The sequence below is a fragment of the Pseudomonas sp. LBUM1659 genome, from assembly GCF_059716045.1.
This window is the reverse complement of record NZ_CP166797.1, coordinates 5,308,180-5,321,952: the sequence shown is the minus strand read 5'-3', so window position 1 is coordinate 5,321,952 and position 13,773 is coordinate 5,308,180. Positions and strand designations below refer to the sequence as shown.

16 protein-coding genes are annotated in these 13,773 nt (G+C 58.2%); 15 read left to right on the top strand and 1 reads right to left on the bottom strand.

What is annotated here, in order from left to right; genetic code table 11:
- Positions 1-24 precede the first annotated feature (24 nt).
- The 3 genes from secD to ACA048_RS24115 all read left to right on the top strand — a co-directional run bounded on the left by secD (position 25) and on the right by ACA048_RS24115 (position 3,486).
- The gene (gene secD, locus ACA048_RS24125) at positions 25-1,893 is read left to right on the top strand and encodes a protein translocase subunit SecD (protein WP_497626601.1); all 1,869 of its coding nucleotides are present in this window, start codon (positions 25-27) and stop codon (positions 1,891-1,893) included.
- A 9-nt stretch (positions 1,894-1,902) separates the two neighbouring features.
- Positions 1,903-2,817 carry a protein translocase subunit SecF gene (gene secF / locus ACA048_RS24120; protein ID WP_497626600.1) on the top strand — a complete coding sequence of 305 codons (915 nt, stop codon included), beginning with the start codon at positions 1,903-1,905 and terminating at the stop codon, positions 2,815-2,817.
- Positions 2,818-2,937: 120 nt separating this feature from the next.
- Complete coding sequence (locus ACA048_RS24115; protein WP_497626599.1) at positions 2,938-3,486, top strand: glycine zipper 2TM domain-containing protein; 549 nt, start codon at positions 2,938-2,940, stop codon at positions 3,484-3,486.
- Positions 3,487-3,738: 252 nt separating this feature from the next.
- On the opposite strand, the gene suhB is transcribed toward ACA048_RS24115, so the two are convergent.
- Positions 3,739-4,557, bottom strand: coding sequence for a type III secretion system regulator SuhB (gene suhB / locus ACA048_RS24110; protein ID WP_007948182.1), 819 nt, complete (start codon positions 4,555-4,557; stop codon positions 3,739-3,741).
- Positions 4,558-4,702: 145 nt separating this feature from the next.
- Here suhB and trmJ point away from each other — a divergent pair, with 145 nt between their 5' ends.
- From trmJ to rlmN, 12 genes are all read left to right on the top strand, one after another.
- Positions 4,703-5,473, top strand: a complete 771-nt coding sequence (trmJ, locus tag ACA048_RS24105; protein ID WP_140668441.1) for a tRNA (cytosine(32)/uridine(32)-2'-O)-methyltransferase TrmJ — start codon at positions 4,703-4,705, stop codon at positions 5,471-5,473.
- Positions 5,474-5,475: 2 nt separating this feature from the next.
- Positions 5,476-6,252, top strand: a complete 777-nt coding sequence (cysE, locus tag ACA048_RS24100; protein ID WP_477791539.1) for a serine O-acetyltransferase — start codon at positions 5,476-5,478, stop codon at positions 6,250-6,252.
- A gap of 238 nt (positions 6,253-6,490) precedes the next feature.
- Positions 6,491-6,982 (top strand): Fe-S cluster assembly transcriptional regulator IscR, encoded by a 492-nt coding sequence (gene iscR, locus ACA048_RS24095; RefSeq protein WP_003227911.1) that lies wholly within the window; start codon positions 6,491-6,493, stop codon positions 6,980-6,982.
- A 50-nt stretch (positions 6,983-7,032) separates the two neighbouring features.
- Complete coding sequence (locus ACA048_RS24090; protein ID WP_059403380.1) at positions 7,033-8,247, top strand: IscS subfamily cysteine desulfurase; 1,215 nt, start codon at positions 7,033-7,035, stop codon at positions 8,245-8,247.
- 84 nt (positions 8,248-8,331) lie between these two features.
- Positions 8,332-8,718 (top strand): Fe-S cluster assembly scaffold IscU, encoded by a 387-nt coding sequence (iscU, locus tag ACA048_RS24085; RefSeq protein WP_003443374.1) that lies wholly within the window; start codon positions 8,332-8,334, stop codon positions 8,716-8,718.
- A 34-nt stretch (positions 8,719-8,752) separates the two neighbouring features.
- Entirely contained in the window at positions 8,753-9,076 is a 324-nt protein-coding gene (gene iscA, locus ACA048_RS24080) for an iron-sulfur cluster assembly protein IscA (RefSeq protein ID WP_003227904.1), read from the top strand.
- Positions 9,077-9,084: 8 nt separating this feature from the next.
- Positions 9,085-9,606, top strand: a complete 522-nt coding sequence (gene hscB, locus ACA048_RS24075; protein WP_497626598.1) for a co-chaperone HscB — start codon at positions 9,085-9,087, stop codon at positions 9,604-9,606.
- A 51-nt stretch (positions 9,607-9,657) separates the two neighbouring features.
- Positions 9,658-11,520: a Fe-S protein assembly chaperone HscA gene (gene hscA, locus ACA048_RS24070; RefSeq protein ID WP_497626597.1), complete on the top strand. Its 1,863-nt coding sequence runs from the start codon at positions 9,658-9,660 to the stop codon at positions 11,518-11,520.
- A 3-nt stretch (positions 11,521-11,523) separates the two neighbouring features.
- Positions 11,524-11,865, top strand: coding sequence for an ISC system 2Fe-2S type ferredoxin (gene fdx / locus ACA048_RS24065; protein WP_497626596.1), 342 nt, complete (start codon positions 11,524-11,526; stop codon positions 11,863-11,865).
- A 14-nt stretch (positions 11,866-11,879) separates the two neighbouring features.
- A complete protein-coding gene (gene iscX, locus ACA048_RS24060) occupies positions 11,880-12,080 on the top strand; it encodes a Fe-S cluster assembly protein IscX (protein WP_497626595.1) in 201 nt (66 codons plus the stop codon).
- A 92-nt stretch (positions 12,081-12,172) separates the two neighbouring features.
- A complete protein-coding gene (gene ndk, locus ACA048_RS24055; protein WP_007916882.1) occupies positions 12,173-12,598 on the top strand; it encodes a nucleoside-diphosphate kinase in 426 nt (141 codons plus the stop codon).
- Between the two features lie 27 nt (positions 12,599-12,625).
- On the top strand, positions 12,626-13,768 hold the full coding sequence (gene rlmN / locus ACA048_RS24050; RefSeq protein ID WP_027922755.1) for a dual-specificity RNA methyltransferase RlmN: 1,143 nt from the start codon (positions 12,626-12,628) through the stop codon (positions 13,766-13,768).
- Positions 13,769-13,773 lie beyond the last annotated feature (5 nt).

The following is a 13,773-nucleotide window of genomic DNA, read 5'->3' as shown; positions in this document are numbered from 1 at the left end:
CCCGCGTCATAAGCGGGCGGCGTGATGCTGAACAAATACCCTCTGTGGAAATACATTCTGATCCTGGCGGTGCTGGCGGTCGGTCTGATTTATTCCGCTCCCAATTTATATCCTGATGACCCGGCCATTCAGGTCAGCGGTGCAAGTACTGCGCTGCTCGTCAATCAGGCTGATCTGGATCGCGTGAGCGCTGCGCTCAAGGAATCCGGGATCAACGTCAAGGCTGCCACGCTGTCGGCGAACGGCAAGGGTGGTCTGATTCGTCTGACCAAGGCTGAAGATCAGCTGCCTGCCAAAGACGTCGTGCGCAAGGCCTTGGGTGATGACTACGTCGTTGCACTGAACCTGGCACAAACCACCCCGCAATGGCTGCGCAGCCTGGGCGCGCACCCGATGAAGCTGGGTCTGGACTTGTCCGGTGGTGTGCACTTCCTGCTGGAAGTGGACATGGACAAAGCAATCGACGCACGCTTGAAAGTGTACGAAGGCGATGTGAAGAGCCTGTTGCGTAAAGATAAAGTGCGCTATCGCAGCCTGCCGCAATTCAACGGTGCCATTCAGCTGGGCTTCAGTGATGAAGCAGCCCGCGAAGAAGCCCGTGCGCTGATCCGCAAGAACTTCAACGATTTCGACATTGTTCCGGCCGACCTCAATGGTCAACCGGTGCTGCGTCTGGCGATGACCCCGGCCAAGCTGGCGGAAATCCGCGAATACTCCATCAAGCAGAACTTGACTACGGTACGTAACCGCGTCAACGAGCTGGGTGTTGCCGAACCGATCGTTCAGCGTCAGGGCGCCAACCGCATCGTGGTTGAGCTGCCGGGCGTTCAGGACACCGCAGAAGCCAAGCGTATCCTCGGCAAGACGGCCAACCTTGAGTTCCGTCTGGCCGCTGAGCCGGGTGCTTCGAAAGCCACTTCCGAATCCTTCGAGTTCCGTGAAGGCAAGCGTCCGCCGGCACAGATCGAGCGTGGCCTGATCATCACCGGTGACCAGGTGACTGACGCCAAGGCTGGCTTCGGCGAGCACGGCACGCCAGAAGTGAACATCCGTCTGGATGGCCACGGTGGCGAGCTGATGAGTCGTGCGACTCGCAGCAACGTCGGCCGCAGCATGGCGGTGATCTTCATCGAACAGCGTCCAGTGACCACTTACGTCAAGCAAATGGTCAACGGCGTCGAAAAAGACGTTGCGGTTCAAACGTTTAAAGAAGAGAAGAAGATCATCAGCCTGGCGACCATCCAGTCGCCGCTGGGTGCTCAGTTCCGCATCACTGGCCTGAACGGCCAGGGCGAGTCTTCCGAGCTGGCACTGCTGCTGCGTGCCGGTGGTCTGGCTGCGCCGATGTACTTCGCTGAAGAGCGCACCATTGGTCCGAGCCTGGGTGCCGACAACATCACCAAAGGTATCGATGCATCGCTGTGGGGCATGCTGTTTGTCTCGCTGTTCATCATCGCCATCTACCGCTTCTTCGGCATTATCGCCACCGTCGCGCTGGCAGTGAACATGGTGCTGCTGCTGGCCTTGATGTCGTTGCTGGGTGCAACGCTGACCCTGCCGGGTATCGCCGGTATCGTATTGACCATGGGTATGGCGGTCGACGCCAACGTACTGATCTTCTCGCGGATACGTGAAGAACTCGCGGCGGGCATGACCGTACAACGGGCAATCAACGAAGGCTTCGGCCGGGCATTCACCGCGATTCTCGACGCCAACCTGACCACGTTGCTGGTCGGCGGGATTCTCTTTGCGATGGGCACCGGTCCCGTCAAAGGTTTCGCAGTGACCATGTCCCTCGGGATCTTTACCTCGATGTTCACGGCCATCATGGTGACCCGCGCGATGGTCAACCTGATCTTCGGCGGTCGTGACTTCAAGAAGTTGTGGATTTAAGGGGCTGCCATGTTACGTACAATCAACTTCATGGGCGTTCGCAACTTTGCGTTCGGCGTCACATTGTTCCTTACTGCACTGGCGTTGTTCAGTGTTGCCACCAAGGGCATGAACTGGGGCCTGGACTTCACCGGCGGTACGCTCATCGAGCTGACCTACGAGCGTCCGGCCGACGTCACCAAGGTGCGTGAGCAGCTGGTGACAGCGGGTTACCACGAAGCCATCGTGCAGAACTTCGGTGCCACCACCGACCTGCTGGTGCGTATGCCGGGTGAAGATCCGCAACTGGGTCACCAGGTGGCCGAGGCCTTGCAAAAGGTCGGCGGCGATAACCCGGCGCAGGTCAAGCGCGTAGAATTCGTCGGCCCGCAGGTCGGTGAAGAGCTGCGCGACCAGGGCGGCCTCGGCATGCTGATGGCGCTGGGCGGTATCCTGATCTACCTGGCGTTCCGCTTTCAGTGGAAGTTTGCGGTCGGTGCCATTGTTTCGTTGATCCACGACGTGATCGTGACCATCGGTATTCTGTCGTTCTTCCAGATCACTTTCGATCTGACGGTATTGGCGGCGGTACTGGCGATCATTGGTTACTCGCTCAACGACACCATCGTGGTATTTGACCGGGTTCGCGAGAACTTCCGTGTGCTGCGCAAGGCCACCCTGATCGAGAACATCAACATCTCGACCACGCAAACCCTGCTGCGGACCATGGCGACTTCGATTTCGACGTTGCTGGCGATTGCGGCTCTGCTGTTTTTCGGTGGCGACAACCTGTTCGGCTTCTCCATTGCGCTGTTCATCGGTGTTCTGGCGGGTACTTACTCGTCGATCTACATCGCGAACGTGGTGCTGATTTGGCTGAACCTCAACAGCGAGGATTTGATTCCTCCTGCGGCGACAGAGAAGGAAGTCGACGACCGTCCATAACGGCCATCGCTTTCCAGCTGTCTGCCAAAAAAAGGCGCGAGTTGAACTCGCGCCTTTTTTTGTGCTCCAAGGCTGGGAGAAGCGCGGGCTTGTCCCGCATGTGATGGTCAGGAGGTTCATGTGAACAAGTCGATGTTGGTTGGTGCGGTTTTGGGTGCTGTCGGTGTGACTGCCGGGGGTGCTGTTGCCACCTACAATCTGGTAAAAAGCGGCCCTGAGTATGCGCAAGTACTAGCCGTTGAACCGGTCAAGACGCAGATCAAGACGCCACGTGAAGTTTGCAAGGACGTAACCGTGACTCGGCAGGCGCCGGTCAAAGATCAGCATCAGATCGCCGGTACGGTGGTCGGTGCATTAGCGGGTGGTCTGCTGGGTAATCAGGTCGGCGGCGGCACCGGCAAGAAAATTGCCACGGTCGCAGGCGCTGTCGGCGGTGGTTATGCGGGCAACAAGGTTCAGGAAGGCATGCAAGAGCGTGACACCTACACCACGACCCAAACTCGCTGTAATACTGTGAATGACATCAGCGACAAGGTCGTTGGCTACGATGTTCGGTATTCGCTGGATGGCAAGGAAGGCAAGGTGCGGATGGATCGCGATCCGGGTAACCAGATTCCGGTCGACAAGGAAGGTAAGCTGATCCTGTCGCAGAATGACGAGAACCGCTAAATACTCCGGTTTAAGATTCAAAAAGAAGCACCCTTCGAGGTGCTTTTTTTGTGCCTGGAATACGACTGCGGGAACACTTAAAACCCTGTGGGAGCCGGGCTTGCCCGCGATGGCGGTTTCACCTGCACCATTCATGGTGATTGACACACCGCTATCGCGGGCAAGCCCGGCTCCCACAGGGGGTGGGAGTGATGCATAAATCGTGGGCATAAAAAAAGCACCCCGAAGGGTGCTTTGTCTGTCGCTGGAAGCTTAGCGCTTCAGCGAAGGCGGCAGGTGCGGCTGGATGGCCGTCAGCACTGCTTTGAAGCACTTGGTGTTGCCGGCAACGACGTGGCCTTTTTCAAGGAAGTCGTGACCGCCGGTGAAGTCGCTGATCAAACCGCCGGCTTCCTGAATCAGCAGGGCGCCTGCGGCCATGTCCCACTCGGACAGACCCGACTCCCAGAACGCGTCGAAACGACCGGCAGCCACGTAGGCCAGGTCCAGGCTCGCCGAGCCGGCGCGGCGGATGCCGGCGGTCTGGCCAACCAGGGCGCGGAACATGCCCAGGTAGTTTTCGAGGTTGTCCATCTGGTCGTCACGGAACGGGAAGCCGGTGCCCAGCAGGGCGCCGTCCAGGCTGGTGCGGCCGCTGACGCGCAGGCGACGACCGTTCAGTTGAGCGCCGCGACCACGGCTGGCGGTGAATTCTTCCTGGCGAACCGGGTCCAGAACAACAGCGTGTTCCAAGCGACCGCGGTATTTGCAGGCGATGCTGACAGCGAAGTGAGGAATGCCGCGCAGGAAGTTGGTGGTGCCGTCCAGCGGATCGATGATCCACAGGTACTCTTCGCCTTCGATGCCGTTGCCGGCGTGCATGCCGGTTTCTTCACCCAGGATCGAGTGGTTCGGGTAGGCCTTGCGCAGCGCATCGATGATTTTCTGTTCGGCGGCGCGATCCACCTCGGATACGTAATCCTTGGCGTCTTTTTCGTCGACCTTGATGGTATCCAGGCGCTCGATGGAGCGGAAAATCAATTCACTGGCGCTGCGGGCGGCGCGCAGCGCGATATTCAGCATGGGCTGCATGGATGTGTCACCTAAGGTTGTTAAAGAAAGCCGGGCATTCTATCAGAACTTTTCTACAGGTGAAGGTCGGTGTTCGCTTTCATAGCTTAACGGTAGTAGGAACTGTAAGATTCGGCTCCAATTTCTGTGTTCGAGAGCGCCTCCCGTGCTGCATAACATTCGTGTCGTCCTGGTCAATACCAGCCATCCCGGCAACATCGGCGGGGCTGCGCGTGCCATGAAGAACATGGGCCTGTCGCGGCTGGTGCTGGTCGAGCCGCGGTTGTTCCCGCATCACGAAGCCGACGCCCGTGCTTCCGGCGCCGGGGATATCCTTGAAAACGCGCAAGTCGTCGCCACCTTGGAAGATGCCTTGGTCGGCTGCAATCTGGTGCTCGGCACCAGTGCTCGTGACCGTCGCATTCCCTGGCCGTTGCTCGATCCCCGCGAATGCGGTGTGAAAGTGGTGGAAGAGGCCGGGCAGGGCGCCGAGATTGCCTTGGTGTTTGGTCGTGAAGACTCCGGCCTGACCAACGAAGAGCTGCAGCGATGTCATTATCACGTGCACATCCCCTCAGACCCTGAGTTCAGTTCGCTGAACCTTGGGGCGGCGGTGCAGGTGTTGGGCTATGAAGTGCGCATGTCCTGGCTGGCGGCCCAAGGGCAGCCGAGCAAGGTTGAGAAGGATGAAGTGGCGTCCACCAAAAGCGGTGAGCTGGCGACAATGGATGAGCTGGAGCGATTCTATGAGCACCTGGAGCAAACCCTGGTGGCCATCGAATTCCTCGATCCGGAAAAACCACGGCACTTGATGGCGCGCCTGCGCCGGTTGTACGGACGTAGCTCGGTCAGCCGAGCGGAAATGAATATATTGCGTGGCATCCTCACGGAAACCCAAAAAGCGGCCCGTGGCGAGCTTCTGAAGCGGAAGGATTAAACATGTTCGAGCGTTTGCGTGAAGATATCCAAAGCGTATTCCATCGAGACCCGGCGGCGCGTAACGCTTTTGAAGTCCTGACTTGCTACCCGGGCATGCATGCCATCTGGATTCATCGTCTGTCGGCGGCCTTGTGGCGCGCAGAGCTGAAATGGCTGGCCCGGCTGGTGTCGAACTTCGGTCGCTGGTTGACCGGGATCGAAATCCATCCGGGCGCCAAAGTCGGTCGTCGTTTCTTTATCGATCACGGCATGGGCATCGTCATTGGTGAAACCGCCGAGATCGGCAATGACGTCACCCTTTATCAAGGCGTGACGCTGGGCGGCACCAGCTGGAACAAGGGCAAGCGTCACCCGACCCTTGAAGATGGTGTGGTAGTCGGGGCGGGCGCCAAGGTGCTTGGCCCGTTTACCGTCGGTGCTGGGGCCAAGGTCGGCTCCAATGCTGTAGTGACCAAAGCGGTTCCGCCGGGGGCTACGGTGGTGGGGATTCCGGGGCGAATCATCGTCAAGTCCGATGACGAGCAAGATGCCAAGCGTAAAGCCATGGCCGAGAAAATCGGCTTCGATGCCTACGGTGTTGGCGAAGATATGCCTGACCCGGTAGCGCGCGCCATTGGTCAGTTGCTGGATCACTTGCAGGCGGTCGATGGTCGTCTGGAGGGGATGTGCGGGGCTTTGAAGGATCTGGGCAGTAATTACTGTGCGAAAGATCTGCCTGAGCTGCGCGAAGAAGACTTTGCGTGTGTGAAGGACAAGGATCAGAGCCAGGCCAGCTAGACCGAGTTGACTGCATCGCGAGCAGGCTCACTCCCACAGTTGAAATGCATTCCCCTGTGTGAGCGGGCCTGCTCGCGATGAACGATAACGCGCAATTGCTGGCTGTAACCCTCTAGCCTTTGCTATGATGCGGCCGCTCTTTTGCGGGTAAACCTGACTAAGGTACTAGGTCTTATAGTTGACTTAAATACTCGGGAATTGCATACTCGCCCCATTCCGAACTCCGTGGTAATTGTCCATGCGACTGACTACAAAAGGCCGATACGCCGTGACCGCCATGCTTGATCTGGCATTGCACGCGCAGCACGGACCGGTGTCCCTGGCCGATATCTCCGAGCGCCAAGGCATCTCCCTGTCCTACCTCGAACAGCTTTTCGCCAAATTGCGCCGCAGCAATCTGGTGTCCAGCGTCCGGGGGCCGGGCGGTGGCTACCAATTGTCCCGCGACATGCAGGGCATCCAGGTCGCCCAGGTGATCGATGCGGTGAACGAATCGGTCGATGCAACCAAATGCCAGGGTCAAGGCGATTGCCATTCCGGCGACACTTGCCTGACTCACCACTTGTGGTGCGACCTGAGCCTGCAGATTCACGAATTTCTGAGCGGTATCAGCTTGGCTGACCTTGTGACTCGCCGTGAGGTACAAGAAGTAGCCCAGCGTCAGGACCAGCGCCGTTGCAACAGCAAGGCGCCACGCCTGGACAAGATTGAAGCGTCCGCCGTCGAATGACAGCCAGAGAGCTAACGGCACGCCAGCCAGCCTGATTTAGGAGATAGTCCATGAAATTGCCGATTTACCTTGATTACTCTGCGACCACACCGGTTGATCCGCGTGTTGCGCAAAAAATGAGTGAATGCCTGCTGGTCGACGGAAACTTCGGTAACCCGGCGTCCCGTTCCCACGTGTTCGGCTGGAAAGCCGAAGAGTCCGTCGAAAACGCTCGTCGTCAGGTCGCAGACCTGGTCAACGCCGATCCGCGTGAAATCGTCTGGACCTCCGGCGCCACCGAATCCGACAACCTGGCAATCAAGGGTGCGGCGCATTTCTATGCGACCAAAGGCAAACACCTGATCACCACCAAGATTGAGCACAAGGCTGTCCTCGACACCATGCGCCAACTGGAGCGTGAAGGCTTCGAAGTGACCTACCTCGAGCCTCAGACTGATGGTCTGGTAACGCCGGCCATGATCGAAGCGGCACTGCGCGACGACACCATCCTGGTTTCGGTCATGCACGTGAACAACGAAATCGGCACCATCAACGACATCGCAGCCATCGGCGAACTGACCCGTTCCAAGGGCATCCTGTTCCACGTTGACGCCGCTCAGTCCACCGGCAAGGTCGACATCGACCTGTCGAAGCTGAAAGTCGACATGATGTCGTTCTCTGCCCACAAAACCTATGGCCCTAAAGGCATCGGCGCGCTGTACGTCAGCCGCAAGCCGCGTGTTCGCATCGAAGCGACCATGCACGGCGGCGGTCACGAGCGTGGCATGCGTTCCGGCACCCTGGCGACCCACCAGATCGTCGGCATGGGTGAAGCCTTCCGCGTAGCCAAGGAAGACATGGCTGCCGAAAACGTGCGCATCAAAGCCCTGAGCGACCGCTTCTTCAAGCAGGTCGAAGGCCTGGAAGAGCTGTACATCAATGGCAGCATGACCGCCCGCGTACCGCACAACCTGAACCTGAGCTTCAACTACGTTGAAGGCGAGTCGCTGATCATGGCGCTTAAGGATCTGGCTGTTTCGTCCGGTTCGGCTTGCACTTCGGCTTCCCTGGAGCCTTCGTACGTACTGCGCGCCCTGGGCCGCAACGACGAACTGGCACACAGCTCGATTCGCTTCACCTTCGGCCGTTTCACCACCGAAGAAGAAATCGACTACGCCGCGCAGAAAGTCTGCGAGGCCGTTACCAAGCTGCGCACTCTGTCGCCGCTGTGGGATATGTACAAAGACGGTGTCGACATTTCGAAAATCGAGTGGGCGGCACACTGATTCAAGTCGCCGCGAACCGGCCCTGTAAAACCAAGGTTTGCAGGGCTTAAAGAGCGACTCTCTGATGAGTGAGGAATAAGCATCATGGCTTACAGCGAAAAGGTCATCGACCACTACGAAAACCCGCGCAACGTCGGCAAGATGGACGCGGAAGATCCTGATGTCGGCACCGGCATGGTCGGCGCTCCAGCGTGCGGCGACGTTATGCGTCTGCAAATCAAGGTCAACGAGCAAGGCATCATCGAAGACGCCAAGTTCAAGACCTACGGTTGCGGTTCGGCTATCGCTTCCAGTTCCCTGGCGACCGAGTGGATGAAAGGCAAGACTCTGGATGAAGCAGAGACCATCAAGAACACTCAGCTGGCTGAAGAACTGGCCCTGCCGCCAGTGAAAATTCACTGCTCCGTACTCGCTGAAGACGCTATCAAAGCGGCCGTTCGCGACTACAAGCAGAAGAAAGGCTTGATCTGACTTTCAGGTTTTGGCGACGAGTAAGGAGTCACCGATGGCTATCAGCATGACAGAAGCGGCTGCTCGACACGTGCGGCGCTCCCTCGACGGGCGCGGCAAAGGTGAAGGGATTCGTCTGGGTGTTCGCACCACAGGCTGTTCCGGCCTTGCCTACGTGCTGGAGTTTGTCGACGAGGTGGTTGCAGAGGATCAGGTGTTCGAAAGTCACGGTGAAAAAGTGATTATTGACCCGAAAAGCCTGGCCTACCTGGACGGCACCGAGCTCGATTTCGTCAAGGAAGGGTTGAACGAAGGCTTCAAGTTCAACAACCCCAACGTGCGCGGTGAATGTGGCTGCGGCGAAAGCTTCAACATCTGAGGCTTGTCGTGGGTACTCCTTGTCATTTCGCTTTATTTGAGCTGCAACCGAGTTTCAATCTGGACCTCGACCAGCTGGCTACGCGCTACCGTGAGTTGGCGCGCAGTGTTCATCCGGACCGCTTTGCTGACGCTTCCGGGCGTGAGCAGCGGTTGGCGCTAGAGCAATCCGCGAGCCTCAACGAGGCCTATCAGACGCTCAAAAGTCCGCCCAAGCGCGCGCGTTACTTACTCGCCTTGAATGGTGGGGAGCTGCCGCTGGAGGTCACGGTGCATGATCCGGAGTTTTTGCTGCAGCAGATGGAGCTGCGTGAAGAGCTCGAAGACCTGCAAGACAGTGCCGATCTGGCCGGTGTTGCAGCGTTCAAGCGTCGGTTGAAAACCGCCCAGGATGTACTGAACCAAAGCTTCGCGGCTTGTTGGAATGATGCGGCGCACCGTGAGCAGGCCGAACGCCTGATGCGGCGCATGCAGTTCCTCGACAAGCTCACCTACGAAGTGCGCCAGTTAGAAGAGCGCCTCGACGATTAACCCAGTGCCGCTCCGGTCGCACGCCTGATATACAGATAAGTCCTGATACCAATGGCCCTACTGCAGATCGCCGAACCCGGCCAAAGTCCTCAACCGCACCAGCGTCGTCTGGCTGTGGGGATCGACTTGGGCACTACCAATTCGCTGGTCGCTGCGTTGCGCAGTGGTCTTTCCGAGCCTCTGGCCGACGCTGACGGGCAGGTCATTCTGCCGTCTGCCGTGCGTTATCACGCCGATCGCGTCGAAGTCGGCGAGTCAGCCAAGCTGGCTGCCGCGACCGATCCTTTGAATACGGTGCTGTCGGTCAAGCGCTTGATGGGTCGTGGTCTGTCCGACGTCAAGCAATTGGGCGATCAACTGCCGTACCGCTTTGTCGGCGGCGAGTCGCACATGCCGTTCATCGACACCGTTCAGGGGCCGAAAAGTCCAGTCGAAGTCTCCGCCGACATCCTGAAAGTGCTGCGTCAGCGCGCCGAAGCGACGTTGGGTGGTGAGCTGGTCGGCGCGGTGATCACCGTTCCGGCCTATTTCGATGATGCGCAACGTCAGGCCACCAAGGACGCGGCCAAGCTGGCCGGTCTGAACGTGCTGCGTCTGCTCAATGAGCCGACTGCTGCGGCGGTCGCTTACGGGTTGGATCAGCACGCTGAAGGCCTGGTTGCCATTTATGACTTGGGCGGCGGCACCTTTGATATTTCGATTCTGCGCCTGACCGGCGGTGTGTTTGAGGTCTTGGCTACTGGCGGCGACAGCGCGCTGGGCGGTGATGACTTCGATCATGCGATTGCTGGCTGGATCATCGAGAGCGCCGATTTGTCCGCCGATCTCGATCCGGGCGCGCAGCGTCAACTGCTGCAAACTGCCTGCGCTGCCAAAGAAGCGCTGACCAATGCCTCGTCGGTCGAAGTGGCTCATGGCGACTGGAAAGCCGAACTGACCCGCGAAGCCTTTGAAGCGCTGATCGAGCCGATGGTCGCTCGCAGCCTGAAAGCCTGCCGCCGCGCAGTGCGTGATTCTGGTGTTGAGCTGGAAGAAGTGCACGCGGTGGTCATGGTCGGTGGCTCGACTCGCGTGCCTCGCGTTCGCGACGCCGTCGCGGAGGCTTTTGGTCGTCAGCCGCTGACTGAAATCGATCCGGATCAAGTGGTGGCAATCGGTGCCGCGATCCAGGCCGATACGCTGGCCGGCAACAAGCGCGATGGCGATGAACTGCTGTTGCTCGACGTGATTCCGTTGTCCCTGGGGCTGGAAACCATGGGCGGACTGATGGAGAAGGTGATTCCACGCAACACCACCATCCCTGTTGCCCGCGCTCAGGACTTCACGACTTATAAAGATGGCCAGTCGGCCATGGCGATCCACGTATTGCAGGGCGAGCGCGAGCTGATCAGCGACTGCCGCTCCCTGGCACGCTTCGAATTGCGCGGCATTCCAGCGATGGTGGCCGGCGCGGCGAAGATTCGCGTGACCTTCCAGGTCGATGCCGATGGTCTACTCAGCGTTTCAGCCCGTGAATTGGGTTCGGGCGTTGAAGCGAGCATTCAGGTCAAGCCGTCCTACGGCCTGACCGATGGCGAAATCGCCAAGATGCTCAAGGATTCGTTCCAGCACGCCAATGACGACAAGGTTGCCCGTGTGCTGCGTGAGCAGCAGGTGGACGCACAACGCCTGATTGAAGCGGTACAGGCTGCTCTGGAGGTCGATGGCGAGCGCTTGCTCGACGCCGAAGAGCGCCTGGTCATCGACATCCAGGTGCAGGAATTGACCGAACTGATGAAAGGTACCGATGGTTACGCCATCGAGCAGCAGACCAAGCGTCTGTCGCAAGTGACCGATGCTTTTGCTGCACGCCGCCTGGACTCGACGGTGAAAGCCGCGCTGGCGGGGCGCAACCTGAATGAAATCGAGGAATAACTGATGCCGCAGATCATTTTTCTGCCTCACGCCGAGCATTGCCCGGACGGGATGGTTGTCGAGGCTGAAACCGGTAAGTCCATTCTCGAAGTGGCCCACGACAACCATATCGAGATGGAAAGCGCCTGTGGCGGCGTTTGCGCCTGCACTACCTGTCACTGCATCATTCGTGAAGGTTTCAACTCGCTCGAAGAAGCCGATGAGCTGGAAGAAGACTTTCTTGATCGTGCCTGGGGGCTGGAGGCGCAATCGCGTCTAGGCTGTCAGGCGATCGTCGGGACTGAAGACCTGACCGTCGAAATTCCGAAATACTCGGTCAACCATGCGGCCGAAGCGCCGCACTGATTCAAGGAAGCGACATGAGTCTGAAATGGGTTGATGTGCTGGAAATCGCGATCCAGCTGGCTGAATCCAAGCCGGATGTGGATCCGCGTTATGTGAACTTCGTCGATCTGCACCAATGGGTGCTGGCATTGCCGGAGTTCCGTGATGATCCGACCCGCGGTGGCGAGAAGGTGCTTGAAGCCATTCAGGCCGCCTGGATCGAAGAAGCAGACTGAGTCTGCGCCGTATGCAGTTAGGCAATACCCAAGAACCCGCGTATAATTCGCGGGTTTAATTTTTCACAAATTACCGTTTCTGGAGTTACACCATGGCTGTTCAACGTACTTTCTCCATCATCAAGCCTGACGCTGTTGCAAAAAACGTCATCGGCGAGATCACCACTCGTTTCGAAAAAGCAGGCCTGCGCGTTGTAGCTTCGAAACTGAAGCAACTGTCCAAAGCTGAAGCTGAAGGCTTCTACGCTGAGCACAGCGCTCGTGGTTTCTTCGGCGACCTGGTTGCTTTCATGATCTCCGGCCCGGTTGTTGTTCAGGTTCTGGAAGGCGAAAACGCTATCGCTCTGAACCGTGAGCTGATGGGCGCTACCAACCCTAAAGAAGCTGCTGCCGGCACCATCCGCGCTGACTTCGCTGATTCCATCGATGCCAACGCTGTGCACGGTTCGGACTCCGAAGCCGCTGCTGCTCGCGAAATCTCGTACTTCTTCGCAGCTACTGAAGTAACCACTCGCTAAGCATTGCTTAAGAGTGAAGGTGAATCCATGACTACATCGACTGTAAAAACCAACCTGCTGGGTCTGACTCAACAGGAAATGGAAAAATTCTTCGACTCAATCGGGGAGAAGCGTTTCCGTGCCGGTCAGGTAATGAAATGGATTCACCACCTTGGCGTCGATGATTTCGACGCCATGACGAACGTCAGCAAAGCCTTGCGCGACAAGCTCAAGGTGATTGCTGAAGTTCGCGGTCCTGAAGTGGTCAGTGAGGACATTTCCACCGACGGCACCCGTAAGTGGGTGGTGCGCGTGGCGTCCGGCAGCTGCGTCGAGACCGTGTACATTCCCCAGGGCAAGCGCGGCACTTTGTGCGTTTCGTCCCAGGCAGGCTGTGCCCTGGACTGCAGTTTCTGCTCCACCGGCAAGCAAGGTTTCAACAGCAACCTCACCGCCGCCGAAGTCATCGGTCAGGTGTGGATTGCCAATAAATCGTTCGGCAGCATCCCGGCAACCGCCGACCGTGCCATCACCAACGTGGTGATGATGGGCATGGGTGAGCCGCTGCTGAACTTCGACAACGTCGTTGCGGCCATGCACCTGATGATGGACGACCTGGGCTACGGCATTTCCAAGCGCCGTGTAACCCTGTCGACCTCCGGCGTGGTGCCGATGATCGATGAGCTGTCCAAGCACATCGACGTCTCCCTGGCGTTGTCGCTGCACGCACCAAATGACGCATTGCGTAACCAATTGGTGCCGATCAACAAGAAATATCCGCTTAAGATGCTGCTCGAGTCGTGCCAGCGCTATATGTCGTCCCTGGGCGAAAAGCGCGTGCTGACCATTGAGTACACCTTGCTCAAGGACATCAACGACAAGGTTGAACATGCCGTTGAGATGATCGAGTTGCTCAAGAACATCCCGTGCAAGATCAACCTGATTCCGTTTAACCCGTTCCCGCATTCCGGTTACGAGCGCCCGAGCAACAACGCGATTCGCCGGTTTCAGGATCAGCTTCACCATGCAGGCTTCAATGTCACCGTACGCACCACCCGCGGTGAAGACATCGATGCCGCGTGTGGCCAATTGGTAGGGCAGGTGCTGGATCGCACCCGTCGCAGCGAACGTTATATCGCCGTGCGCGAATTGAGCGCCGAAAACGATATGGCGACAAACGCCGCGAAATAATTCAA